Source organism: Novisyntrophococcus fermenticellae, from assembly GCF_018866245.1.
GTDB classification, from domain to species: Bacteria; Bacillota; Clostridia; order Lachnospirales; family Lachnospiraceae; genus Novisyntrophococcus; species Novisyntrophococcus fermenticellae.
Genome location: NZ_CP076458.1, coordinates 1,236,761 through 1,260,502, shown reverse-complemented (window position 1 = coordinate 1,260,502; position 23,742 = coordinate 1,236,761). Strand labels below are relative to the sequence as shown.

At 43.8% G+C, this 23,742-nt stretch carries 23 protein-coding genes; 15 read left to right on the top strand and 8 right to left on the bottom strand.

The window, feature by feature from the left end:
- Window positions 1-31: 31 nt before the first annotated feature.
- Genes KNL20_RS05630 through KNL20_RS05620 form a run of 3 tightly spaced genes read left to right on the top strand, consistent with a single transcriptional unit; the run spans window position 32 to window position 2,998 of the window.
- Window positions 32-2,071: a CHAP domain-containing protein gene (locus tag KNL20_RS05630; protein WP_408637508.1), complete on the top strand. Its 2,040-nt coding sequence runs from the start codon at window positions 32-34 to the stop codon at window positions 2,069-2,071.
- A 32-nt stretch (window positions 2,072-2,103) separates the two neighbouring features.
- Window positions 2,104-2,361, top strand: coding sequence for a DUF4315 family protein (locus KNL20_RS05625; protein ID WP_230399638.1), 258 nt, complete (start codon window positions 2,104-2,106; stop codon window positions 2,359-2,361).
- Window positions 2,351-2,998: a DUF4366 domain-containing protein gene (locus KNL20_RS05620; RefSeq protein ID WP_230399637.1), complete on the top strand. Its 648-nt coding sequence runs from the start codon at window positions 2,351-2,353 to the stop codon at window positions 2,996-2,998. The genes KNL20_RS05625 and KNL20_RS05620 overlap by 11 nt, the downstream gene beginning before the upstream one ends.
- A 57-nt stretch (window positions 2,999-3,055) precedes the next feature.
- On the opposite strand, the gene KNL20_RS05615 is transcribed toward KNL20_RS05620, so the two are convergent.
- Window positions 3,056-4,114 (bottom strand): hypothetical protein, encoded by a 1,059-nt coding sequence (locus tag KNL20_RS05615; protein ID WP_230399636.1) that lies wholly within the window; start codon window positions 4,112-4,114, stop codon window positions 3,056-3,058.
- A gap of 45 nt (window positions 4,115-4,159) precedes the next feature.
- On the opposite strand from KNL20_RS05615, the gene KNL20_RS05610 reads away from it, so the two are divergent.
- The 5 genes from KNL20_RS05610 to KNL20_RS05590 all read left to right on the top strand — a co-directional run bounded on the left by KNL20_RS05610 (window position 4,160) and on the right by KNL20_RS05590 (window position 11,170).
- Entirely contained in the window at window positions 4,160-6,265 is a 2,106-nt protein-coding gene (locus KNL20_RS05610) for a DNA topoisomerase 3 (RefSeq protein WP_230399635.1), read from the top strand.
- Between the two features lie 125 nt (window positions 6,266-6,390).
- On the top strand, window positions 6,391-9,633 hold the full coding sequence (locus KNL20_RS05605; protein WP_230399634.1) for a YodL domain-containing protein: 3,243 nt from the start codon (window positions 6,391-6,393) through the stop codon (window positions 9,631-9,633).
- 4 nt (window positions 9,634-9,637) lie between these two features.
- Window positions 9,638-10,579, top strand: a complete 942-nt coding sequence (locus KNL20_RS05600; protein WP_230399633.1) for a hypothetical protein — start codon at window positions 9,638-9,640, stop codon at window positions 10,577-10,579.
- A 41-nt stretch (window positions 10,580-10,620) separates the two neighbouring features.
- Entirely contained in the window at window positions 10,621-10,788 is a 168-nt protein-coding gene (locus tag KNL20_RS05595; protein WP_230400041.1) for a transposon-transfer assisting family protein, read from the top strand.
- Between the two features lie 49 nt (window positions 10,789-10,837).
- The gene (locus tag KNL20_RS05590; RefSeq protein ID WP_456299665.1) at window positions 10,838-11,170 is read left to right on the top strand and encodes a cysteine-rich VLP protein; all 333 of its coding nucleotides are present in this window, start codon (window positions 10,838-10,840) and stop codon (window positions 11,168-11,170) included.
- A 153-nt stretch (window positions 11,171-11,323) separates the two neighbouring features.
- Here the strand turns inward: KNL20_RS05590 and KNL20_RS05585 are convergent, their stop codons facing one another.
- A complete protein-coding gene (locus KNL20_RS05585; protein WP_230399632.1) occupies window positions 11,324-11,956 on the bottom strand; it encodes an ImmA/IrrE family metallo-endopeptidase in 633 nt (210 codons plus the stop codon).
- A 2-nt stretch (window positions 11,957-11,958) separates the two neighbouring features.
- Window positions 11,959-12,303 (bottom strand): helix-turn-helix domain-containing protein, encoded by a 345-nt coding sequence (locus KNL20_RS05580; RefSeq protein WP_230399631.1) that lies wholly within the window; start codon window positions 12,301-12,303, stop codon window positions 11,959-11,961.
- A 339-nt stretch (window positions 12,304-12,642) separates the two neighbouring features.
- Between KNL20_RS05580 and KNL20_RS05575 the strand changes: the two genes are divergently transcribed.
- Together KNL20_RS05575 and KNL20_RS15905 are read left to right on the top strand one after the other, a co-directional pair.
- Window positions 12,643-12,921, top strand: coding sequence for a DUF3892 domain-containing protein (locus KNL20_RS05575; protein ID WP_230399630.1), 279 nt, complete (start codon window positions 12,643-12,645; stop codon window positions 12,919-12,921).
- A 13-nt stretch (window positions 12,922-12,934) separates the two neighbouring features.
- A complete protein-coding gene (locus tag KNL20_RS15905; RefSeq protein ID WP_268966537.1) occupies window positions 12,935-13,060 on the top strand; it encodes a hypothetical protein in 126 nt (41 codons plus the stop codon).
- A gap of 61 nt (window positions 13,061-13,121) precedes the next feature.
- On the opposite strand, the gene KNL20_RS05570 is transcribed toward KNL20_RS15905, so the two are convergent.
- From KNL20_RS05570 to KNL20_RS05555, 4 genes are all read right to left on the bottom strand, one after another.
- Window positions 13,122-14,471: a relaxase/mobilization nuclease domain-containing protein gene (locus KNL20_RS05570; RefSeq protein WP_230399629.1), complete on the bottom strand. Its 1,350-nt coding sequence runs from the start codon at window positions 14,469-14,471 to the stop codon at window positions 13,122-13,124.
- Window positions 14,432-14,761, bottom strand: coding sequence for a plasmid mobilization protein (locus tag KNL20_RS05565; protein WP_230399628.1), 330 nt, complete (start codon window positions 14,759-14,761; stop codon window positions 14,432-14,434). Before KNL20_RS05565 ends, KNL20_RS05570 begins: the two co-directional genes overlap by 40 nt.
- A 230-nt stretch (window positions 14,762-14,991) precedes the next feature.
- Window positions 14,992-15,345, bottom strand: a complete 354-nt coding sequence (locus KNL20_RS05560) for a helix-turn-helix transcriptional regulator (RefSeq protein ID WP_230399627.1) — start codon at window positions 15,343-15,345, stop codon at window positions 14,992-14,994.
- Between the two features lie 329 nt (window positions 15,346-15,674).
- A complete protein-coding gene (locus tag KNL20_RS05555; protein WP_230399626.1) occupies window positions 15,675-16,016 on the bottom strand; it encodes a winged helix-turn-helix transcriptional regulator in 342 nt (113 codons plus the stop codon).
- A 434-nt stretch (window positions 16,017-16,450) separates the two neighbouring features.
- Between KNL20_RS05555 and KNL20_RS05550 the strand changes: the two genes are divergently transcribed.
- Window positions 16,451-16,981 carry an NAD(P)H-dependent oxidoreductase gene (locus tag KNL20_RS05550; RefSeq protein ID WP_230399625.1) on the top strand — a complete coding sequence of 177 codons (531 nt, stop codon included), beginning with the start codon at window positions 16,451-16,453 and terminating at the stop codon, window positions 16,979-16,981.
- A 297-nt stretch (window positions 16,982-17,278) separates the two neighbouring features.
- Here KNL20_RS05550 and KNL20_RS05540 read toward each other — a convergent pair whose 3' ends face one another.
- On the bottom strand, window positions 17,279-18,187 hold the full coding sequence (locus KNL20_RS05540) for an AraC family transcriptional regulator (RefSeq protein ID WP_230399624.1): 909 nt from the start codon (window positions 18,185-18,187) through the stop codon (window positions 17,279-17,281).
- A gap of 120 nt (window positions 18,188-18,307) precedes the next feature.
- Between KNL20_RS05540 and KNL20_RS05535 the strand changes: the two genes are divergently transcribed.
- From KNL20_RS05535 to KNL20_RS05520, 4 genes are all read left to right on the top strand, one after another.
- Window positions 18,308-18,919: a DUF1349 domain-containing protein gene (locus KNL20_RS05535; protein WP_230399623.1), complete on the top strand. Its 612-nt coding sequence runs from the start codon at window positions 18,308-18,310 to the stop codon at window positions 18,917-18,919.
- A gap of 21 nt (window positions 18,920-18,940) precedes the next feature.
- Entirely contained in the window at window positions 18,941-19,528 is a 588-nt protein-coding gene (locus KNL20_RS05530) for a DUF1349 domain-containing protein (RefSeq protein ID WP_230399622.1), read from the top strand.
- A 124-nt stretch (window positions 19,529-19,652) separates the two neighbouring features.
- Entirely contained in the window at window positions 19,653-20,882 is a 1,230-nt protein-coding gene (locus KNL20_RS05525) for an MFS transporter (RefSeq protein WP_230399621.1), read from the top strand.
- 71 nt (window positions 20,883-20,953) lie between these two features.
- Window positions 20,954-22,957: a right-handed parallel beta-helix repeat-containing protein gene (locus tag KNL20_RS05520; protein ID WP_230399620.1), complete on the top strand. Its 2,004-nt coding sequence runs from the start codon at window positions 20,954-20,956 to the stop codon at window positions 22,955-22,957.
- Window positions 22,958-23,742: the final 785 nt, after the last annotated feature.

Genomic DNA, 23,742 nt, shown 5'->3' with positions numbered 1-23,742 from the left:
AATCACGCAGAAAATAAGCCGTGACGGGTTGATGAAGCAAAACGAAACCACAGGAGAAACAGAGCGCGTGAGTAAACGGGAGCAAGACGCGGATTTTCAGAAAACGCCGGAACAACAGGCAGCACAGGACGCGGCGCAGCTTGACCCTGTATATTCCAATACCGCCCCGTTGCCCCTTGCGCCCGAACTATCCCACAGGCAGGACACGGAAGCCGCCGAGCAGCTTTTTCACCGCATAGATACGGCGCATACCCGCAAAGCGTCCAAAAAGGCGGTACAGCGGGCGCAACGGGAAGCTACCGCACAAACGAAGTCGTCCCGGCTGCAATTTACCGACGAGGAACTTCATACGCCGGAGCTTGAAAAATATATCAGGAAATCCGACAAAGCGGCTGACCGCTTGGACGCGGCAAAGGCGGCTATTCCGAAGAAAAAGAAACTTGTTACCGAGCGCACCTTTGACGAAGCCACAGGCAAAGGCAAAACCCGTCTGCACTTTGAAGAACGGGAAAAGTCCATGCCCGGAAAAACCAATAAAAACCCGTTGCCCCGCCCCGCGCAGGAAGCGGGTAGTTTTATCCACAACAAGATACATTCTGTTGAAAAGGACAATTCCGGTGTTGAGGGAGCGCACGAATCCGAGGAATTAGCGGAGCGCGGCGTAAAATACGGGGCGCGAAAAATGCGGCAGGGCTACCGCAGCCACAAGCTGAAACCCTACCGGGCGGCAGCCAAAGCGGAAAAAGCAGCGTTTCAGGCAAACGTGGATTTTCAGTATCATAAGACGCTGCATAATAACCCGCAGCTTAAAAGCAACCCCCTTTCCCGCCTTTGGCAGAAGCAGCGAATCAAGCGGCAGTATGCAAAAGCGGTAAAGTCGGGCGGTGTAAAGACCGCAAAGAATGTCGGCAAGGCGGCACAAAAAACCGCCGAGCAAACGCGGAAAGGATTTGCATTTGTGGCGCGGCACCCGACAGGCGTTGTGATTGCCATTGCCGCGCTGCTGCTGTTCATTATTATTTTTGCGGGGCTGTCCTCTTTTTCCTCTATGTTTTCCGGCACCTTAAACGGCATATTGGGAACGTCCTACACGTCGGAGGACAGCGACCTTGTGGCGGTGGAAAACAGCTATGCCGCAAAGGAAAATGAACTGCAATACAGGATAGACCATATCGAGGGCGATAACCCCGGCTATGATGAATACCGCTATGACCTTGACAATATCGGGCATAACCCCCACGAACTGGCTTCCTATCTGACCGCCCTTTTGCAGAGTTACACCCCGCAGAGCGCACAGGCAGAATTGCAGCGCGTCTTTGACAGGCAGTATACGCTGACGCTGACCAAAGAAGTAGAAATTCGCTATCGGACGGAAACCCGCACCGATACATGGACGGACGAGGACGGAAACACCCATACAGACACCTATACCGTCGAAGTACCCTACAACTATTACATTCTCAATATCAAGCTGACAAATAAGGCGATATCCTCTTTCGTGCCGGAGCTTTTAACGGCAGAACAGCTTGAAATGTACCGCGTTTACTTGGAAACAAGCGGCAACAAGCCTTTGCTGTTCGGCGGCGGCTCTCCCGATGTGAACCCGTCCGAGGATTTAAGCGGCGTTCACTTGGTAAACGGCACACGTCCCGGCAATCCGCAGCTTGTAGACCTTGCAAAGTCGCAAGTCGGGAACGTGGGCGGCTCTCCATATTGGAGCTGGTACGGCTTTAACAGCCGCGTCGAGTGGTGCGCCTGTTTCGTATCCTGGTGCTACGGACAGGCAGGCTTATCCGAACCGCGTTTTGCAGCTTGCCAGTCGCAGGGGATTCCTTGGTTTACCTCCCGCGGACAATGGGGCGATAAAAATTACAGCAACATAGCCCCCGGCGACGCTATCTTTTTCGATTGGGATTCAGACGGGAGCGCAGACCATGTAGGGCTTGTTATCGGCACAGACGAAAGCCGTGTTTACACCGTTGAGGGCAATTCCGGCGACGCCTGCAAAATTAAGAGCTACCCGTTAGACTATGCCTGTATCAAAGGCTACGGGCTGATGAATTGGGACTGACTATTTTTGAAAATTGAAAGGAGTATGACACAATGGCAAATAACAAAATTGACCGTATCGACCGGGAAATCCAAAAGACCCGTGAGAAAATCACAGAGTATCAAAATAAGCTGAAAGGGCTTGAAGCGCAGAAAACCGAAGCGGAAAATCTGCAAATCGTTCAGCTTGTACGCACTATGCGCCTAACACCTGCGGAACTTACTGCTATGCTCTCCGGCGAACCTATCCCTGGCATTGCTGCCGTTCCCACAGACTATGACGAACAGGAGGACACCGAGAATGAAGAATAAAAAACTTTTCCGCAGCTTTTTTGTACTGCTTGCCGCCCTTATCTTGATGGGCGGATTTTCTATTACCGCCTATGCGGGCGGTGGTGAGGAAATTCCCACCGACGACAGCAACGTAATTGTAGAAACCGCCGAGCCGCAGCCACTTACCCCGGAGGGCAACATGAGCCTTGTGGATGACATAGAGGGCGACGACGCCGAGGATAAGCAGTTTATTGTTGTAAAAAGCAAGGGCGGCAACTACTTTTACATCATCATTGACAACGCCGCACAGGGCGAAAATACCGTCCATTTCCTCAATCAAGTGGACGAAGCCGATTTAATGGCACTCATAGACGCCGAGGATAAACTACCCCAAAATTTGGAAGTTACCCCGCAGCCCACCCCCGAACCGACACCGCAGCCGGAGCCGGAACAGCCCAAAGAGGAAAAAAGCAATACGGGCGGTATGCTGCTCATGGTGCTGTTGCTCTTTGCCGGGATTGGCGGCGCGTTCTATTACTTTAAGGTTTTGAAGCCGAAACAGGCGGTCAAGGGCAATACCGACCTTGACGAATTTGATTTTGACGAGTACGACAAAGAAGCCGAGGACGAGCAAACTAAATCCGATATTTTCGAAGAAAAAGAATACGAGGAATAACAGTAGAAAAATACCGCCGTCTTTTATGGGCGGCGGATATATTAACAAATTATTTATTTAACTCATTTGAAGTGTATTCAACTTCTCTTTATCAGATAGCATAAACCATAAAATTTCGTTAAGAGCTTCATCAAGACGAAGGCATATATCCATATAAGTCCAATTCTCAATACTGTATTCAAATTCATCAAACCTAAAATTCTGCATAAAGGCTTGGCGATACAGTTCTAATAATTGTTGCACTGCCTCAAAATCACCATGGGCAATTTTATTTCTTAGCTTACGCATGATTTGTGAAAACAACACACCGTCTTTTTGAGGTATCCTATCTGACAAAAATTGTGGAAGTTTAAATTCAATTTCTCCTGCTGTTTTGCCATTGCCTTTTGGATTGATAATGAGCATTTCAATGAGTGACATAGTTTTAAAAACATGGTATGAATTGAGTTCTTCATCAGAAAATAAGGCATTTATTATGTAATCAAATAACCAAAAATCTTTATCTGTTACTAAGAAATCATCTATCAATTCCCCTATTTTTGTTAAAGCGTTTATTCCCCCTTGAGTATAGTCAGATACCGTAACTTTGTGTGCAGGGTGTGGATGTAACATTGCCTGTAAATAATTGATTATAAGGGGTTCTTTTTGTAAGTCATCTGAATTATATGTCGAGAATGGTATTTGCTTGGGAACAACTTTTTTTGCATTCCTTGATGACTGCACTTTGCAACAAAAATTAAGAAATTTTCTTGTATATTGTGGTTCACATGTGGGGCTGTCCATATTTTCATTTTTCATTTGGAGTAATGAACTTTCAAAATCTGATACTTGGATTTCAATTAGATGTTCAGCAATAATTTGCATATTGTTTTTTCCATCTTCTTGCCAGCCTAACTGCTCCACAATGTTTTGTAAATCATATCGACCCACAGCCCAAGAAACATCTATACCGGATTGTTTAAATGAGGATATTTTATGATTGTTAATTAAAATTTCCTCCATGAAATCTTCTTGTAATCCCTTTACCCAATCAGGGGCAGGATTGCAAATACTAACACCTAATTTCTTTGAAATTGTAATTGGCTCTATTTTCCCATACATGTTGAGTAAAACCAAATTTATCACCTCCATTTAAATTATTTTACCATGAAAGGAGCTTTTATGAAACTTATAATCGCAGAAAAACCCAGCGTCGCCCAGACTATCGCCGCCGTTCTTGGAGCAAAGAAAAAAAAGGACGGCTATATTGAGGGCGCGGGCTATCTTGTTTCTTGGTGCGTCGGGCATTTGGTGGGGCTTTCCGAAGCCGCCGCCTATGGGGAGCAGTACAAAAAATGGAGCTATGAAGCCTTACCCATTCTGCCGCAGGATTGGAAGTATACCGTTGCCCCGGACAAGAAAAAGCAGTTTAACCTTTTGCGGGAGCTTATGCGCCGCCCTGACGTTGAAAGCCTGATATGCGCCACCGACGCAGGGCGTGAGGGTGAATTGATTTTCCGTTTCGTCTATTTGCAAGCGGGCTGCAACAAACCCTTTTCCCGGCTTTGGATTTCCTCAATGGAGAACGAAGCTATTAAAAAGGGTTTTGCAACACTAAAAGACGGGCGGGAGTATGACCCGCTTTTCCACTCTGCCCTATGCAGGGCAAAGGCTGATTGGCTTGTCGGTATCAATGCGACCCGCCTTTTCTCTGTCCTGTATGATAAGACCCTAAACGTAGGGCGGGTGCAGACCCCGACCCTTGCTATGCTCACCGAGCGGCAAGCAAAAATATCCGGCTTTCAAAAAGAAAAATACCATATCGTGCGCCTTGATGTAGGCGGTGTGGACGCGGCAAGCTGCCGGATCTCCACCGCCAAAGAAGCCGAATCCCTCAAAACAGCTTGTGAAGCGTCGCAGGCTGTTTGCGTTTCCGTGGCAAAGGAGAAAAAGACTGTTGCCCCGCCGAAGCTCTTTGACCTTACGAGCTTGCAGAGGGAAGCAAACCGCCTGTATTCCTACACCGCGAAACAAACCCTTGACCTTGCACAAACATTGTACGAAAAGCGGCTTTTGACTTATCCCCGTACTGACAGCCAGTTTCTTTCTGACGATATGGGCGATACGACGGCGGGTGTTGTGTCCGTCCTCATGGGTAAGTTGTCCTTTATGCAGGGCGCAGATTTTACCACCGACATTTACCGAACGCTGAACAGCAAAAAGGTATCAGACCACCACGCCATTATACCTACGGCCGAGCTTGGGAAAACCGACCTTTCCGCCCTGCCGGAGAGCGAAAGAAGTATTCTTATCCTTGCAGGTGTCCGTCTGCTCTGCGCCACCGCCGAGCCACACGTTTACGAAGCAGTTACGGCAGTTTTTGAATGTGCAGGACAACAGTTTACCGCCAAAGGAAAGACCATTCTTTGTATTGGTTGGAAAGACCTTGACCGCCGTTTCCGGGCGACACTAAAAGGCAAAACTGATTCCACCGAGGACGACGACAACGAAGTCTTGGAACTTGACGCACCGCCTTTTTCCGAGGGGCAGACCGTGAAACCTGTCCCGGCAAAGGTTACGGAGCATACCACCGCCCCGCCAAAGCCCCACACCGAGGACACGCTATTGTCGGCTATGGAACGTGCCGGGAGTGAGGACACCACCGAGGAAGCGGAACGGAAAGGATTAGGCACACCCGCCACCCGCGCCGCTGTCATTGAAAAGTTAGTAAAATCCGGCTTTGTGCAGCGTAAGGGAAAGCAGCTTATCCCCACTAAAGACGGGGAAAATCTGATTGCCGTACTACCCGATACCCTCACTTCTCCGAAGCTCACGGCTGAATGGGAAAATGCTCTGACGCTGATTGCAAAGGGCGCAGCCGACCCGGACATTTTCATGCGCGGTATTGAAAGCATGGCGCAGGAGCTTGTGAAAGCCTATCCCGTCCTTTCCGGGGAGAACGGCGGTTTATTCAAAACAGAAAAGACCGCTTTAGGCAAATGCCCCCGCTGCGGCTCTGATGTATACGAGGGCAAGAAAAATTACTATTGCGGGGATAAGGATTGTTCCTTTGTCATGTGGAAAAATGACCGTTTTTTTGAGGAACGCAAAACCGCCTTTACCTCTAAAATTGCCGCCGCTCTCCTAAAAAACGGTAAGGCAAAGGTCAAGGGGCTTTACTCCCCAAAGACGGGTAAAACCTACGACGGAACAGTGCTTTTAGCCGACACAGGCGGGAAATACATCAATTACCGAATTACCATTCAGAGGGACAAAGAACTTTCGTAGCAAGCATAGGAAAGGGGTACCCTTTCCGTAAAATTCCCGCCTTTTCTCTATGAGAACGGCGGGAATTTTGCTTGTTGGGAAGTTTCCCAAACCCTCTAAAAAATTAAAAGAAAGCGAGGAAAGCTATGCCTTATACCTCTTACGACCATGATAGACTACAACCCGCCGAGAACATGAGAATTGAACGTACCATTTCTTTCAGAGCGGGCAACGGGGATACTTCCGGCTTGACGGCCTTACCCGTGGAGCAATTACGAGCTATGCGCGCGGAAAGCGCGGCGGCTGAACAGGTGATTTATGATAAATTGCGCGAAGCGTCGGCAGAATGGGAAGCACAGGCGGGACAAACGCAGTTGTTTGATAAAGCGATTGAATATGCCAGAACCCCCACCGTCAAGCACACCTCCAATCAATGGAAAAAATCCGAGCATAACAATGACTGGCAGGAAATGAGCAACATGGTATATTCCATGTCGCACCATATTTATGAACGGACAAGGTATGACCGGGAAACGGAAAAATCCGTACCCGTGGCGTGGGAATTGACATGGAGCATATACACAAATCCGCCGCAAAATCTTAGGCGTACAAAAATTGCCGGACATGATAAAAAAGTCTATTCAGACAGAGCCGATATGGAAAAATATCTTGCCGGACGTATCAAGGCGTATTCCCACCTATTCACGGAAATATCGCCGTCTATCCCGCAGGGTTACGCTAATGATTTTCGCGTAAACGGTCAACTCTTACCGGGCTACACAGTGGAGGGAGAGGAAGTACAACAGCCGGAGCATACCGCTGACATTCCAATAAGCGGTGTTTCTGTTTCTGAACACACCGAGCAGCGAAAGGAGCGTGAACACATGGGCGAAGTATTTTCAATTTATATCGGCAATGTTCAAAATCTATCCCCGGACAAACCAGGCGGCGCATGGCTTGGTTTACCCGCCACAAGGGAACAGCTACAAGAAGCGATACAAATTCTTGGTATTACCGCAGACCAACCGCAATACCTCTTTATCGGCGGCTATGATTATCCACAAGATAAATCCCTTTCCCTACCTTATGATGTGATAAATAGTTCCACCGTGGACGAACTAAATTTTCTTGCGGCGCGTATCGGGCAGCTTGACCCCGCCGAACTTAAAAAGTTTAACGCCGTCGCACAGGGGCGAAAAGGCTTTGAGAGTATCGGGCAGATGATAGATTTTACCTACAATACGGATTTTTATGTTCATATCCCCGACATACACAAGGCGGGAGATTTAGGCGACTACTATCTGAATAAATCCGGTATGGTACAAATGCCGGAGGAATGGAAAGCCGGGATTGATACCGTTGCCCTTGGTATTTATGTAGCCCGAAAGGAACAAGGGGAGTTTGTCGGAAACAGCTATCTTGTGGCAAGCGGCGACCAGTGGGAACGCCACTATGAGGGGCGCGACGTGCCGGAGCAGTACCGCATTATGAGCTACCCGCAGCCACCCGACCCCGAAAAGACAGATAGGGACGAAATTAGTGCGAGGCAAGCGGCGACGCTGACCACAGAGCCAACCGAACCACGCCCCATTATTCCCCTTGTTCTCACTTCCGAGAAGCCCGCCGAAAAGCTCAAAGAGATTACCCACCGCTTGGAACAGGGGATTCAAGAACTGTTTGATAGCGAACGCTACAAAGAATATTTAAGCGTCATGTCAAAGTTTCATAATTACAGCTTTAACAATACCCTGCTTATTGCCATGCAGAAGTCGGACGCTTCCCTTATTGCGGGCTTTTCCTCTTGGAAAAATCAGTTTGAGCGTAATGTTAAAAAGGGCGAAAAGGGTATCAAAATCATTGCCCCGTCCCCATTCAAAATAAAAAAGAAAATGGAAAAAATCGACCCCAGTACGCAGCGTCCCGTTATTGGTAAGAGTGGCAAGCCTATAACGGAGGAAGTCGAGGTCACTATCCCTGCCTTTAAGGTGGTTTCTGTCTTTGATGTTTCACAGACCGAGGGAAAGGAATTGCCCGATATTGCCGTGGACGCTCTAACGGGTGATGTGGAGCAGTACAAGGATTTTTTCGCTGCCCTTGAAAGGACTTCCCCCGTTCCCGTAGGCTTTGAAGAAATGACAGGCGGTACACAGGGCTATTACCATTTAGAAGACAAACGGATTGTGCTTTTAGAGGGAGCAAGCCAGTTGCAGACACTAAAAACTTTGATACATGAAATCGCTCATGCAAAGCTGCATGACATTGATTTGACCGACCCGAAAGAGGAACAACAAAACCGTCCTGACCGCCGCACCCGTGAAGTGGAAGCAGAAAGTATCGCATACACCGTTTGCCAGCATTACGGGCTTGATACGTCAGATTATTCCTTTGGATATGTTGCTGGGTGGAGCAGTGGCAAGGAGCTTGCGGAACTGAAAAGCTCCCTTGAAACAATCCGCAGCACCGCCGCAGAACTCATTGATACCATTGACGGGCATATTGCAGAAATTCAAAAAGGCAAGGAGCAGACAGTCGAACAGGAGCAGCGCGACACCTTTTCCATTTATCAGCTAAAGCGTGGGGACGAAACACGCGATTACCGTTTTGAGCCTTATGAGCGGTTACAGGCGGCGGGGCTTGCCGTTGACCCAGAAAATTATGAACATACCTACACCGCCCCCCTTACACCGGGCATGACCCTTGAACATATCTTTGAGCGTTTCAATATTGACCGCCCGGAGGACTTCAAAGGGCATAGCATTTCTATTTCCGACATGATAGTGCTTCATCAGAGCGGTAAGGACACCGCCCATTATGTAGACCGTGGGGGACTTTTTACCAAAGTTCCGGAGTTTTTACAGCAGGAACACCCCTTTGATTTACAGCATATAACGGAACGCTTACAGAAAATCCATGACAATGTAATGACCGCCGACCCTAATAAAACAATGGGGGAAGCTGCCTATCGTATGGCAATCAAACGGCTTGATAAGCTGTCCGGGGAAATCTCGTCGGAGCAGGAACAAATAAAAGAGCTTATCAGTTTTGCGGCACAAAGCGAGAATTTACTAATTCTCAAAGAACGTATGACAGAGGTAGTCAATGGCTTCAATCCCCTTGCTGCCGCCGAGAAATCTACCGACCAAAATTTTAACATGATTGACGGCATTATCAACAATACGCCCACCGTGGACGAGTTGGAAGCAAAGGTAAAAGCCGGGGGACAAATTAACCTATCTGACCTTGCCGCTGCTATCAAAGCTGACAAGGAGCGCGGCGGCGGGAAGCAGGAGCATAAGCCTTCAATCCGGGCGCAGCTTGCCGAAGATAAAAAGAAAGCTACCCCAAAAAGGGACAATAAGAACAAAGAGCCGGATTTGGAAAAGAGCTAATTCCATGAATAAGTTTGAAAACGTGGATATATTCGCTTCTCTTGGTGCAATCATGCGGCAGAATACCGCATTTTATCAAAGTGATTTTCAGATTGACAAAGAGATTTTTCAGAAAGTGGCGGCAAGTCCCGCCGCCGAGGACAAAACGCTGCTTTGGCTTTCCCGCCCGTCGGGGACGCATTGTTTCAGAGAGAGCGACGTTTTTCTAAAGGACACCGCAGCCCACAATACATGGCGTTTCTATGCTGAGCAGACCCACGACCATATTCTTGCTTACGCTGTTACAATCACCGACAGCGAGGACGAGAAAATGAAAGGCAGCTTATACGAGCTTGATTATCCGCAGCATTTCAAGCATGTTATCGACCATGCCTTGCCTGCTGACACCTACACGCTGTTTTACGAGAAAGGAGAGCGGGAACAGCTTGCAAAACAGTGTTTTGACGCAGCCCCCGAGCCGCAGCTTGGAAAGTTTGAACGCTTTGAAGTGAAGCCCAATGACCCGGAAGCCTTGCGCTATATTCTGCAAGAGGAAAAACACAGACTAGATAAGTTACCACTGGGGAATTTCAAAGAGCATATTGCCGCTCTGCAGGACAGCCGGATTGAAAGCGAAGCCCGACGCATTTTGTCCGGGCTTCAAACCCTTAAAGAGCCGAACAACCCCAACACGACCCATTTCATGGTGGAGGTATCGCTGTATTTTACACAGCTTGCGTCAAGCAAAGATACCGACCGTCTGCTTGCCATACTGCCCTTTAAGACGCTGACCCTTGGCAATCTCAAAGATCGACGCTGCATTTACGCTATGGTTGCAAAAGACGAAAACCGCAATAAGGATATTCGCAAGCCCCGCCAGTCTATCCGGGCGCAGCTTACAAAGAACAAGGAAAAAGCCGCCCCCAAAAAGGCGGCAAATTCAAAAAATCACGATTTGGAGGTATGAGCATGAATAGATTTACCATTGAGGAAACAAACCTTTAGAGCATTTACAACGAGGGCGGCAAGCAGGAGGTAACTGCCAACATCACCGCTGCGCTGCCCTATATGGACGCGGCTATGAGGGAGCTTGCGGTGCGTACCCTTGAAAAAATCGCCCCATTGAGTGAAGCAGAGTATGCGGAGCTTGCCGTTTACGCCGCCGATGAAATATGAGTGAGATTAAGCGACTGACGCACCCCAAAGCAGACGGGTAAACGCCCTTGTGAAGAAAGAGTGCTGCAACTGCTTTGACGGAAATTGCATATTGCATGACGACGGGGACGAGTGCGTTTGTCCGCAGCTTATTTCATACTCCCTGCTTTGCAAATGGTTTCGCGCCGCTGTCCTGCCCCTTGATAAAGTGTTATATTCCGAGCTTTACGCAGCCGAGGACAAGCGGCGTTGCCTGGTGTGCGGCGCGGCCTTTGTGTCAAGCTCAAACAATGTCAAATACTGCCCGGATTGCCGCAAGAAGATACAGCGCATACAAGCGACGGAACGCAAGAGAAAACAGCGTCTATTGTCACGCGATAGGGGCGAAAAGAGCCTTGTGTAATAGGGCTTTACAGACACGAAAATGACCGGGCAAGAGTTTTATACCTAAACCCTAAAAAATGGCGTTCTACTGCGTGACAGAACATCAAAAACAGCACCCATAAAAAGACGGGGCGCGGAAGTCAATAAATGGCTTTCCGCGCCCTGTCCTTTTTTACCATTTTTCCCGTTCTCTTTCCATATCATCATAATAATCATCAAAAAAATGTGTGGTTTTGGGCGGGTATTTTCTATTTATGTAATCGTTAAACTGCATCAACACTACATCATCATATTCATTGCTATGTTCAAATCCATATTTATTTAAATATTCTTTTTTCTTTTTCGCAGCTTCTTCGCTTAACCCGAAACATTCCATAAGAAAAGGTATCGTTATAGCATATCCTCTTTGAGAAATCGCTTTAATAAGTACATTTGGAGCATTAGCTTGCGCAGCAAAGAAGTGGGCTTCTATTTCCTCTTGCTCACCGTGATTTTTATGGTTACATTTAATGTGACCTACCTCATGCCACAATGTATGTTTTAAGCGCGCACCATATTTCTCTTTATCATATAAAATCATTGTCAGACCCGGACGAAGCCCCTTTAGCAGAAAAGCATCATCAAGCTCGTGCCCAAGAGTTATTTTTTCTATTGAACAGCCTGTTTTTTTTGAATACTTCTGATAACTACATATCATTACATTTTTACACTTTATTTTGTTTGCAGGAATAGGAAACTCATGTAAATCAAGTTCTAATAGTGTTAAATATGCTGAGGAAGTAATTTTTGACCAATCATATTTCATCGCTAATCCTCCTCGTCATCATCATCTTCAAGGAGGAATTTATCAATCGTATCGTTAAATATCTTATATGCTTCAGCTCTTTTTTCTTCCGAAAGAGCGCCTGTTTTACGTGCAATAATAACAAATTCTTCTGGAATATAACCGCATTTTGCTAACAAAACCTCTTTTTCAACTTTTAATGCGTCTGCTAATTTTTCTAATGTAGCCGGGTCAGGCTTGACATTATCAGCTTCAATGCGGCTTATAGTGGAATTGGTTACACCAGCTATTTCCGCTAATTTCCTCTGGCTTATTGAGTTTTCTTCTCGCAACTGAACAAGATATTGTCCAAAAGATAAGCTGTCCATATGTTCATCTCCCTTCTTTTTTAGAGTATAGCATAGCCGTTCCATGAATGCAACAAAAAGGTGTTGCATTTGAGGAACATATATGTTATACTGGTGTTGCATCGAAGGAACGGTGCTTCAAGCAAATAGAAAAAGAAAAAACAGCAGATTTGCGACTGGTACTCGCAAACTACTGTTACTTGTTACTTTGGTACTCCATATAACTATGTAATGCCAAATCCCTATGGTCATTATACCAGTTTTAGAGGAAAGATACAACCGCTACATATTGTGGTTGTATGACAGATAACCACAACAAGGCTTCTTCTGTTTGCAAATAAATTATAGGAGGTACATATTATGATGTACGCAAAGAAAATCAAAATGCAACAGGGGTGTGCCAACTCCAACAACACGCAGGAAATTGCCGAAATCTATATTGATGGTTGCAATAATCCGGGCTTTTTCCCAAAAGCAACACTGCACGACCACTTAATCAAAAACCCGAACAGCATTAAGGTTAATATTTCACCTTATCCGTATCTTGTTCCAGCAACAAGTTCAAGAGGTGAGAAATATGTTCGTTCAGAACCAAATGATACCCAATACGATAATTTGCTTAGATTACCGAGAGTATAAGGAGGTAAATAATATGGCAGTACATCACGGTGGAAAAGTTGGAGCTGCGGCTAAGGCACTTGCTTCTAAATCCAGTAGCAAGAGTACAAAAAGTAACGCTGCAAAAACTTTAGTAAATCACAAAAATACAAAGCACTAACATTTCGGCTCGAACTAAGGGAAGTTCGAGCCGATTTTTTATGAAACAGAAACATAGCAAGCTATCGCTCCGCTTCCTTTCCCCGTTCCGGATCTTTATTGAGCCGCAAAATGCTGTTAATATTCTGCTTGATAACGCTGTATTCCTTGACTTGTTTTTTCAGCTTGCCGTAGTCGGCATACAGTTTTTCTTTTTCCTCTTGCAGCTTTTCATACTCTGCTTGCAGGGTGGCGACATTAGGCAGCTTGCTGCCAATCTGCGCCGCTCGTAATGCTTTGGCTGCGGCTTCATGCAGAATGATATTGCTTTCATGCTCTGCGCGGTATTTCTCTTTGTTTTTTGCTTTGCGGTATGCATCATAGGCAGGCTTTGTCTTTTGGTAGGTAATGATATTCTTAATCAGCAACGCCATGTCCGCAAGGCGGGTTTCGACGGTCTTTAATGCGTCGTAGGTCTGTTCACTCTCTGCCGCAATTTCCGCAATCTTAGCGGTCAAGTTCTCATATTGTTCTATCTTGTTTTCTGTAAGGAAATTCATGGTTTTAGCAGCCTGTTTCAGATTGTGGATTTTCGCCCATTGCTCATAGCCCCGGCTCTCCTGCATCTTGATACTGTTTTCAATATCTATCAGCAAGGAAACGCCCTTTTTTTCTGTCCGTGGGGCTTTAGCGGCACGGGTGCGTCTACCCTTGATACGTTCTGTTAAGGCTTCCTCTGTATAATCGGCACCGAGGGTTTTCAAACGGGTAAACCGTTCCTGTCCCGGTGCGCGGCATGATATATATTTTCCCTGCTTGATTTCATAGCCTGTCGCTTCCAATTGGAGCAACAATTCTTCAAAATCGGACACTTGAGGGATAAGGGTATCAACCGTAATTTTTAGCTTTCCTTTCCAACTCGTACCCATCTTTTCCGCTTGGTACTCTACATAGCTTTTTCCCTTGCTGCCTTTGCCCGGAACGACAACAGATAAACCATGTTCCCTACACAGCTTGTCGCTCATGTTCCGTATGCCGTAATAGCTTCTTTTGTTGGAATTATACTTGTGGAGGTCTACGAAATTGACAGCACAAAAAATGATGTGATTATGAACGTGACCCTTATCAATATGCGTCGTCAAAACATACTCATGCTGCCCTTTGGTAACAGCGTCGGCAAGCCGCCGCCCGATTTCATGGGCGGTCTGATAATCCACTTCCCCCGGCTCAAAGGATTGTATTAAATGATGAGCGAGGTTGTTTCCCTTATCCAATGCTTGCGAAAGGGTAAATCCAAACTCAATATCAGCCGTTTCAAAGGAGCAGCCGAAAGAGGACACGAGCATTTTCCCGTCCGTTTTTCCCGGGTTTTGGATATAGTCAAGGGCTTTGCTCAACGTGCTTTTAATAGGATTAATCTTTGTAACCGCCATATTTCATTAAGCACCTCCTTGATTTCCTCTATATCCTCTAGGTATGCGCTACCCGTCGTATTGACGCGGCGCGCAATCTGATTGATGTTGACCCCGATTTTCTGTATCTCTGCTGTCATTGTCTTTATGTCGGAATGGTCTATCTGAATGATGTATCCGTCGATTGCCATTTTTCGCAGATACGCCGCCATATTACAGGTGGGTATGAGCTTCATTTTTTCCTCTATCAGTGCGAACTCTTCATTGGTAACGCGAAACTTAATTTGCACCGTTCTTTTTCGTCCATTCATGCTTTGCGCTCCTTTCCGTTTTTAGAGGGTTTGGGATACTTCCCAACAAGCATTTTGCAGGACAAAATACGGAAGTGGGTACCCACTTCCTATGCTTGCTAAGAAACTTTCCTCTTACTACCTACAACAACGGAAACCGCAAATTTGCCAAAGAAGCACAAAAGAAAAACGCTGCAATCCTCAAAAGACTGCAACGCTTCTTATTCAATATTCAATTCTGTTCTGGACATTCATTCGTCCTCTGTTTCGACTTCCTTAATCTCTTTTGCCGTGGCGGTAACTATCCGCAATCCTTTATCGCTCATATCATCAAGCAGGCTTTCAAGCTGTCTGCGCTGCGTGGATTTGTCAGTTTCCTTGTTTGGAAAAAAGAATTGGTCTACCGATACATCTAAAAGAGTGACAAGCTCATAAAAAATTTGCAGGCTTGGGTGCTGTCCGCTGTTTTCAATGGATGCAATATACCGAGGGGCAATGTGCATCTGGTCTGCTAACTGGTTCCTTGATATTCCCTTTGCTTTTCGTGCTGCTTTTATGGTTTGACCAAAAGCTTTAAAATCATATTTCTCAACTTGTCGCTTCATATAATTTCACCCTACTACATTCTACTGTTAATCATATTCCTTTGAATATAATTAATTATAGCATATACTTAACTTAAATACATAATATATCTGCTGTAAGATATATGTTTTGATTTTAATAATACACGCCCTAAAGAAATACTAAAGAAAGAAAAAATTTTGAAACAGCTTTTACCCCATAGAGAAACGAATCTAATAATACGGTGTGCACGACAAGCGATTTTAATTGCTGGCTATCCTAGTGCTGATATTCCTATGGAATGATTAAAATTCGGATTGAAAAAAGACTGACAGAAACACAAATTAAATGCCTGTTGCGTAAGTATTCGTTACAAGCGATTTGCCGCTCCCCATTCGCACATCAAATCAAGAACGGGAATTAAGGATTTTCCACGCTCTGACAAGCTATATTCTACTTTGGGTGGTATTTGTGGATATTCAGTGCGTATGATAAGTTTGTCTGCTTCCATCTCTTTTAGGGTATTACTGAGTGTTTTGAAAGAAATCGTGCCCAAGCAACGTTTTAATTCATTGAATCTTAATACGGGCTTATACTCTGCAAGCCAGTACATAATAATCATTTTGTATTTTCCGCAGACAAGAGACATTGTATATCCAAAGTCGGTTTGACTAATATCAATTCCGGTTGGGCTGCAATCTTCTATAGCCATTTTACACTCTCCTTTAGTTCAGTATATAACTTTAAAGTGCGTACTTCTTTTATGTGATATTCTACTGTATAATAGAGGAGAAGTCAAGCCTGACCTGAACAAATAACATCTTTTGGGATGGGGATGAGTTCAAATTCATATTAAGAAAGGAAGCAATTCTATGAAAGAGGAAATTAGATTTGCACAGTATGGTTGTGGCAAAATGGATTCACAACATTAAAATACGAGATTGAGAGCGGGACTTAGCTTGTTGCTGCATTCGGCGTAAATCTTGAACTCATAAGAAAAATATGGAGTAGGATTGTTTGTATGCACAGAGCGTCTTGTAGCGATAATAAAAAAGAAGCCCTTGTATCTTGAATAGCAAAACAAGTTTGCTATTCAAGATACAAGGGCAGATACTAAAATCAAAAATTATAAGGAGATGTATGATTATGAAAACACTTGTACTTGTAAGTCATTCTGACTTGGAGAACTCTATTATTAACAAACGTTGGGTGGAAGAACTCAAAAAGCACCCAGATCAATTTACTGTTCATGAATTGAACAAACTCTATCCCGATGGGAACATTGATGTTGAAGCGGAGCAAAAACTGGTTGAATCTCACAGTAATCTAATTTTGCAATTTCCAATTTATTGGTTTAATTGCCCTCCTTTGATGAAAAAGTGGATGGACGATGTTATGACCCACGGGTGGGCCTATGGCTCAAATGGTGGTGATAAACTGAAAGAGCGTAAAGTAGCGCTGGCAGTTACAGCAGGAATTAAGAAAGAAGATTATAGTGAAAAGGGTCGCTATCATTATACGCTTGCGCAGCTGCTCACTCCATTTGAAACTACTTTCAGTTATACCAATGCGGACTATCGTTCATTCTTCGCTTTTTATGGTGCTGAGTATGAACCAACAGCAGAAATAATTGAAAGAAGCACGCAGGATTATGTAGATTTTTTGAAACAGCTTTAATAAAATCTTTCAGCTTAGCCAATACCGTGGGCGGTTTTACAGTCATTGCTTAAAACTAACGTATGATTAACACCGTTTAAGGTTAGATATAAATATTAAAGAATGAAACGGTGGTGTTGAGTAAAATCAAAGCCACCGTTTTCTTTTTTCAAAAATGGAATTTCAGAGGGTGTTTCAAAGTTGTAGCGCTGTAAAGAATGTGGCAATATCTATTACGGCATAGACGAGGACATACGCGGGCGATTGCGGTTAAAGCGCATACTGGCTTTCCTTTCATTTAAGGTTTAAGTTAACAAGCTAAAGCGAGGGGCTATTGTGTAATACCTGTTTTCTATATTCGGCAGGGGTCATCTTGTAATAGCCTTTGAATTTTCTGCAAAAGTAAGTATCAGTGGAAAAACCGGTAGTTAATGATATATTAGAAACCGTTTTTTTTGTGTTCTTTAATAAAATAGCTGCTTGTATTAAACGATATTCAATCAGGTAAGAAACAGGAGATTGACAGATTCCACGACGAAAAATTTCCAACGTGCTACTTTTGCTAATGTTAGTAGCTTTCGCTATATCCTCAAGTCCTATATCTTCTGCATAATGGTCATGGATAAATTGCAACATAATTTGTAATCGAGAAGATTGAAAAGCAGAGTTTACTCCCTTTGCAAAAACTGGCTCGCTATTTACGTTTTGAAAGAGATGTTTCCATAGCTCAGTAGTTAGAAGAAGTGTATTTAGGGGAGATAACGAATCTATATTCTTTTCCTGTATGTCGTATATTTGATTCAATAGCATTAGTATCGTATTCTGCCATGAAATATTCGGGTTCAATATCTGATAGGCAGGACCATATAACAATATTGGTAATATATATGTCTCATGAATCAAACTTTTTTCAGTGGCAATCAGTTCCGGTGCAAATACAATATTGGGCATGATGCCGATATTATTGGTTTCAAAACGATGAATAGTACCGCTGTTTATAAAGATTCCCCAACCTTTTTCCAGATAAATTTTGTTTTGACCAATCATACAAGTTACATTACCTTGAGAGACCGTTACAAATTCAACCTCTCGATGCCAGTGCCAGTCTATAAATCCAAGGTCAAACTGCCGAATATCGTCTATATAATATGCGATAGGGTATTTATCGCTGCCATGAGCAACGGTTTCTCTTAACGTTTCATCGGTAGTAGTTTTGTAGAACTGCATAATTTTCACCTCTGTTATATTGTACTATAAATATGTGATTTTGTGTAGTGAAAAATCATTTTTATTGGGATATAATGCAATAGTATTAGTAGATAATTAATTCTTTTAGGAGGAAAAGGTATGGCTGACTTTTTGAAATGCAATCCAAAGTGGATTCGTAAACCAGTTCAGGCAATGATAAGTGAAGATAAGGTAGAGATTGTTACAGAAAAGGGAACGGATTTGTGGGCGCGCACTTATTATGGTTTCCAAAATGATACTGCTCCCGTGTTGCAGGTAAAAACAACCGAACAATTTTTTTCATTTATAGTAAAGACGGCGTTTGAAAGCAGTAGTCGTTTTGACCAGTGTGGCGTTGCAATGTACTTGGACAGCGATAACTGGTTTAAGGCTTCGATTGAGTATGAGGACGAAAAAGTACAGCGATTGGGAAGTGTAGTTACTAATCATGGCTATTCTGATTGGGCAACTACAGATATTTCCTCAGACATTAAGGCTATGTGGTATCGCTTTTCTCGTAGGGGAAGTGATTACCGTATTGAGTGTAGCCAGGACGGTATTTCCTTTCAGCAAATGAGAATTTTCCATATGTGGGAAGCGTCCGGTGAAATCACTTTTGGAATATATGCCGGAAGTCCAGTGGACGGTTCTTATAAAGCGACATTTACCAATATGGAGATTACGGAGTGTCAGTGGGAATCAGACGCAGAATGGCGTGTTGAAAAATATTAAATATTATAAGGAGAGTTTGTTATGGAGTTTAAATGGTTAAATCAAAGTACAATAAACAAGTCAGGAAAAAGAATCGAAATTTTCGCCCCAGCACAGAGTGATTTTTTCTGCAATAATGGAACTATTGGTGAAGAGGGTGTCACCCCGGAATCGCTTAGTAATGCTCCTTTCTATTATACGGAGGTGACAGGTGATTTTGTGATGAACGTAAAAGTATCACTTGATTTCAAAGATATTTATGATTCTTCTTCTATTATGGTAATGCAGGATATGACTCACTGGGCAAAAGCATGTTTTGAGCTTACTGATTTTAACACACATGCGGTTGTTAGTGTTGTTACAAATGGTCAATCAGACGATGCAAATGGTTGCAATATAGAGGAAAGTTCTGTTTGGCTTCAGCTATGTCGCTTAGGACAGTCTTTCGCATTTCACTATTCAATAGATGGCAGTAATTACTATATGATGCGGTTTTTTAACTTACCAACAGAGGAAACTTTGAAAGTGGGTCTGCTGGCACAGGCTCCTACCGGCACTGGCGGGATTCGTGTCTATGAGGATTTAACCATAGAAAACAGGAAAGTTAAAAATATCCGGATGGGAAAGTAGTTCCAGATAATCAAATTGTTATAAGACAGAGTACAGAGCCGACGAACTTTTGGGATAGGAAATTGTAAGCTATTTGCGCAATTTATTGGTTTATTCATAAGTGGTGGCTAACAATGGAGGATACATGAAATTAAATTATAAACACACACTTTACGCTTGCTTTTGCGGATATATTTGTCAAGCAATAGTAAGTAATTTACCGCCGCTTTTATTTGTTATATTTCAGTCACAGCTAGGTGTCTCTCTTGAAAAAATAACACTTCTTATTACTGTGGGATTTTGTATTCAAATTTTGGTTGATTTTCTAGCGGCCAAGATTGTTGACGTTTTCGGTTACCGTGTTTCGATAACGATTGCTAACCTCTGTTGTTTGGCAGGGCTGCTTGGTATGAGTATACTTCCAATGATTATGAATCCATTTATAGGGCTATTGATTGGTGTAACTTTGAATTCTGTAGGCGGCGGTTTCATTGAAGTTGTTGTAAATCCTATTGCAGAAGCTTTACCTGGGGATAAAAAATCGGGTGTCATGGGAATTTTACACTCATTCTATTGTTGGGGTTATGTGGCGGTTGTTTTATTGTCCACATTATTTTTCACATTAGTTGGAGAGCAGCATTGGAGCTTGCTGTCGATACTCTGGTGTATTGTTCCTCTTTTTAATCTGTTTCTATTTCTTAAAGTACCGATGAAGACTTTAGTTGAAAAAGATGTTCAGATTCCATCAAGAAAGCTTTTTTCAATAAAAACATTTTGGATGTTGTTCGTATTGATGGTGTGTGCAGGTGCGGCTGAGCAGGCAATGTCAAAATGGTCTTCCTTTTTTGCCGAAATTGGTCTTGGCACATCTAAGACGCTTGGTGATTTACTTGGACCTTGCGCATTTGCCCTCTTGATGGGTATTACAAGGTTAATCTACGGAAAAAAAGGTGCAAAATATGATTTACGGAAGTTGATTGCGATTTCTGGAGGGATGTGCATCTTTAGCTACTTATTGGTATCGTTATCCCCGATTCCGGCTATATCACTGGTTGGTTGTGCCTTGACTGGACTATCCATTGCTATTTTGTGGCCGGCAACTATTAGCCTGTCTTCTAAATTATATCCAAATGGAGGAAATGCTATGTTTGGATACTTGGCTTTAGGAGGGGATATCGGGTGTGCAGTTGGGCCAAGCCTGGTTGGGTTTGTGTCAAATATAATAATTAAATCTAATTATACAGGCGTCGAGCGCTTGTTTACAGGTGGGGATATTACACAGTCTGCTCTTAAAGTAGGACTATTTACCGCAATTGTGTTCCCTATTATAATTTTGCTAAGTACTCGTATATTAAAAAATAAAATAACTACTTAGTCTTGCTATGATAATAATATAGGAATTTAACATCTTTGAGTAGATAAAAATTATTTTAAGGAGGATATCAGATGAAGTACTATGTAAATGTGCATGCAGCACAGGGTGGAGATGGGAGCAAAGAAAAACCTTTTGGGCGGATCCAAGAAGCTGCTAAAAGGGCTGTGCATGGGGATGAAGTGATTGTTGCACCAGGAATTTACAGAGAGGCGGTAAGCCCTGTAAATGGGGGTAGGGAAGATGCTAGAATTGTTTATCGTTCGGAAGTTGAGCTCGCGGCTGTTATCACTGGCGCAGAATCAGTGGAAAATTGGGAATGTTATGAAGGCACGGTGTGGAAAGCAAGGGTTTCCAACAAAGTGTTTGAAGAGTATAATCCGTATACGACGCTAGTATACGGCGACTGGTTTGATGCTACAATGGCAGCGCATACAGGCGATGTATACCTGAATGGCAAATCTATGTATGAGGTGACGGAATTTGACAAAGTCCTGCACCCAGAAAAGAGTAAGACATCATGGGACCCGGAGTTTTCTATCTATACATGGTATACAGTTCAGGATGAAAAAGAAGATGAGACGGTTCTATATGCTAATTTTCAGGGCAAGAATCCCAATAAAGAAAACGTAGAAATCAGTGCAAGAAAAAACTGCTTCTATCCAGAAAAGGAAGGTGTGGGGTATATCACTTTGTCGGGATTTACAGTTAGACAGGCAGCGACTCAGTGGGCTCCACCAACGGCATATCAGGAAGGGATGGTAGGACCACACTGGTCAAAGGGTTGGATTATAGAGGACTGTGAAATCTATGAGGCGAAATGCTCTGGGATTTCTCTGGGGAAGTATTTGCAGCCGGAAAACGATAACAAGTGGTCTAAATGGAAGTATAAAGATGGAACGCAGACAGAGAGGGAGTGTATCTGTCAGGCACAGAGAGAAGGATGGAGTAAGGAGAAAATAGGCTCTCACATTGTTAGAAGGTGCGATATCCATGACTGCGGACAGACGGGAATTGTGGGGCATCTGGGGGGCGTATTTTCTGTAATAGAGGACAATAAAATTCACCATATCAATAATAAACAGAATTTACGTGGAGCTGAAATCGGAGGAATTAAAATGCATGCGACGATTGATGTTATCATACGCCGTAATCGCTTTTATAACTGCACTCGTGGCTTATGGCTTGACTGGCAGGCGCAGGGGACAAGAGTAACAGGAAACCTGTTCTTTGATAACTGTCTGCCCAAAGAATATAACCATACAGATGGAAATGATATTGGAGAAGACATTTTTGTGGAGATATCTCATGGACCAACGTTGATTGACCACAATGTGCTCCTTTCAGATTGTGCGTTGAAACTTGCCACACAGGGAGTTGCGCTGGTGCATAATCTGATTGCTGGTTCTTTTACGGCAGTCGGTCACGGAGTGCTGAATGGAACGCTTACCAAACCCTCACCGCGTTATACGCCGTACCATGTGCCGCACCGTACGGAGATAGCAGGATTTATGACGATTCTGCATGGGGATATGAGGTTTTACAATAACATTTTCATTCAGAAGGAAACACGCCCGGCTTTGAAACAAATGATGGACGCAATGAAGGATGATGAATGGTCAGATGGCAACCTGATTGTAGGCACGATTCCTTACGAAGAATATCCGTCGTTGGAGGAGTATCAGAAGCAATTTGAGGGTTATTGTGGAATGGGATCAATGCCTAGTGACAGATATTATAATACACTTCCTGTATGGTCAGAAGGGAATGTCTACTTTAACGGTGCTAAGCCTATGACGAAAGAAAAGGCGTTTGTTGATGAAACAAACAAAGTATCTATTTGCGTGGAAGAAACGGCGGAAGGCTTTCTCCTAAAGACAAATTTGTATGATTACATGCCGGAAATGCAAAACAAAGTTATTACTACAGATGTGCTAGGCGTGGCATTTGAACCAGAGCAGAGGTTTGAATATCCAGATGGTTCCGCCATTGTGTTCAACGAAGACTATTACGGAAAAGCACATGGAGAAATGCCGATTGCGGGTCCATTTGCAGAACCGGATATGTTGGAAGTCTGATTTGAGTGCAACAATGTTTCATATATAGCAAAAACCCCAGCGCTGCTTTTTGCCGCTTTCTGAAAAATCTCTTTGTCAATCTCAAAATCACTCTGATAAAATGCGGTATTCTGCCGCATGATTGCACCAAGAGAAGTGAATATATCCACATTTTCAAACTTATTCATGGGGTTAGCTCCTTTCCAAATCCTGTGCTTTGTTCTTATTGTCCTTTTTCGGGGTGGCATTCTTTTTATCTTCGGTAAGCTGCGCCCGGATTGAGGGCTTACGCTCCTGCTGTCGAGAAAGCTTTTTTCAACAAAAATGTTTTGGTTGTTATTCATATTGATGATATGTGCGGGCGCTGCTAAACATGCAGTGGCAAAGTGGTCTTCTTTTTTTGCTGAGGTCGGGCTTGGCATATACCTAAGACATTTGGCGATTTGCTGGGGCCTTGCGCTTTTGCATTACAAGGTTGATTTATGGCAAAAAAGGTGCAAAGCATGATTTGCGTAAGTTGATTGCAATTTCTGGGGGTATATGTATTTTCAGTTACCTGTTGGTATCCATATCCCCTATCCCGGAAATATCACTTGTTGGGTGTGCAGTTGGCCCGAGCTTAGTTGGGTTGGTATCAAGCGTAGTAATTAAGTCTAACTAAGCAGGTATTGGACATTTGTTCACAGGTGAAAACATTACACAATCTGCTCTTAAAGCCGGGTTGTTTTCTGCAATTGTTTTCCCTATCGTGATTTTACTAAGTACCCGTATGTTAAAAAACAAAATAACTACTACAGGTTTTTAGC

Excerpts from the sequence above, each read along its gene's own strand:
- KNL20_RS05630 (WP_408637508.1), top strand. The coding sequence starts at position 32 with ATGAAGCAAAACGAAACCACAGGAGAAACAGAGCGCGTGAGTAAACGG.
- KNL20_RS05625 (WP_230399638.1), top strand. The coding sequence starts at position 2,104 with ATGGCAAATAACAAAATTGACCGTATCGACCGGGAAATCCAAAAGACC.
- KNL20_RS05620 (WP_230399637.1), top strand. The coding sequence starts at position 2,351 with ATGAAGAATAAAAAACTTTTCCGCAGCTTTTTTGTACTGCTTGCCGCC.
- KNL20_RS05610 (WP_230399635.1), top strand. The coding sequence starts at position 4,160 with ATGAAACTTATAATCGCAGAAAAACCCAGCGTCGCCCAGACTATCGCC.
- KNL20_RS05605 (WP_230399634.1), top strand. The coding sequence starts at position 6,391 with ATGCCTTATACCTCTTACGACCATGATAGACTACAACCCGCCGAGAAC.
- KNL20_RS05600 (WP_230399633.1), top strand. The coding sequence starts at position 9,638 with ATGAATAAGTTTGAAAACGTGGATATATTCGCTTCTCTTGGTGCAATC.
- KNL20_RS05585 (WP_230399632.1), bottom strand. The coding sequence starts at position 11,956 with ATGAAATATGATTGGTCAAAAATTACTTCCTCAGCATATTTAACACTA.
- KNL20_RS05580 (WP_230399631.1), bottom strand. The coding sequence starts at position 12,303 with ATGGACAGCTTATCTTTTGGACAATATCTTGTTCAGTTGCGAGAAGAA.
- KNL20_RS05575 (WP_230399630.1), top strand. The coding sequence starts at position 12,643 with ATGATGTACGCAAAGAAAATCAAAATGCAACAGGGGTGTGCCAACTCC.
- KNL20_RS15905 (WP_268966537.1), top strand. The coding sequence starts at position 12,935 with ATGGCAGTACATCACGGTGGAAAAGTTGGAGCTGCGGCTAAGGCACTT.
- KNL20_RS05570 (WP_230399629.1), bottom strand. The coding sequence starts at position 14,471 with ATGGCGGTTACAAAGATTAATCCTATTAAAAGCACGTTGAGCAAAGCC.
- KNL20_RS05565 (WP_230399628.1), bottom strand. The coding sequence starts at position 14,761 with ATGAATGGACGAAAAAGAACGGTGCAAATTAAGTTTCGCGTTACCAAT.
- KNL20_RS05560 (WP_230399627.1), bottom strand. The coding sequence starts at position 15,345 with ATGAAGCGACAAGTTGAGAAATATGATTTTAAAGCTTTTGGTCAAACC.
- KNL20_RS05555 (WP_230399626.1), bottom strand. The coding sequence starts at position 16,016 with ATGGCTATAGAAGATTGCAGCCCAACCGGAATTGATATTAGTCAAACC.
- KNL20_RS05550 (WP_230399625.1), top strand. The coding sequence starts at position 16,451 with ATGAAAACACTTGTACTTGTAAGTCATTCTGACTTGGAGAACTCTATT.
- KNL20_RS05540 (WP_230399624.1), bottom strand. The coding sequence starts at position 18,187 with ATGCAGTTCTACAAAACTACTACCGATGAAACGTTAAGAGAAACCGTT.
- KNL20_RS05535 (WP_230399623.1), top strand. The coding sequence starts at position 18,308 with ATGGCTGACTTTTTGAAATGCAATCCAAAGTGGATTCGTAAACCAGTT.
- KNL20_RS05530 (WP_230399622.1), top strand. The coding sequence starts at position 18,941 with ATGGAGTTTAAATGGTTAAATCAAAGTACAATAAACAAGTCAGGAAAA.
- KNL20_RS05525 (WP_230399621.1), top strand. The coding sequence starts at position 19,653 with ATGAAATTAAATTATAAACACACACTTTACGCTTGCTTTTGCGGATAT.
- KNL20_RS05520 (WP_230399620.1), top strand. The coding sequence starts at position 20,954 with ATGAAGTACTATGTAAATGTGCATGCAGCACAGGGTGGAGATGGGAGC.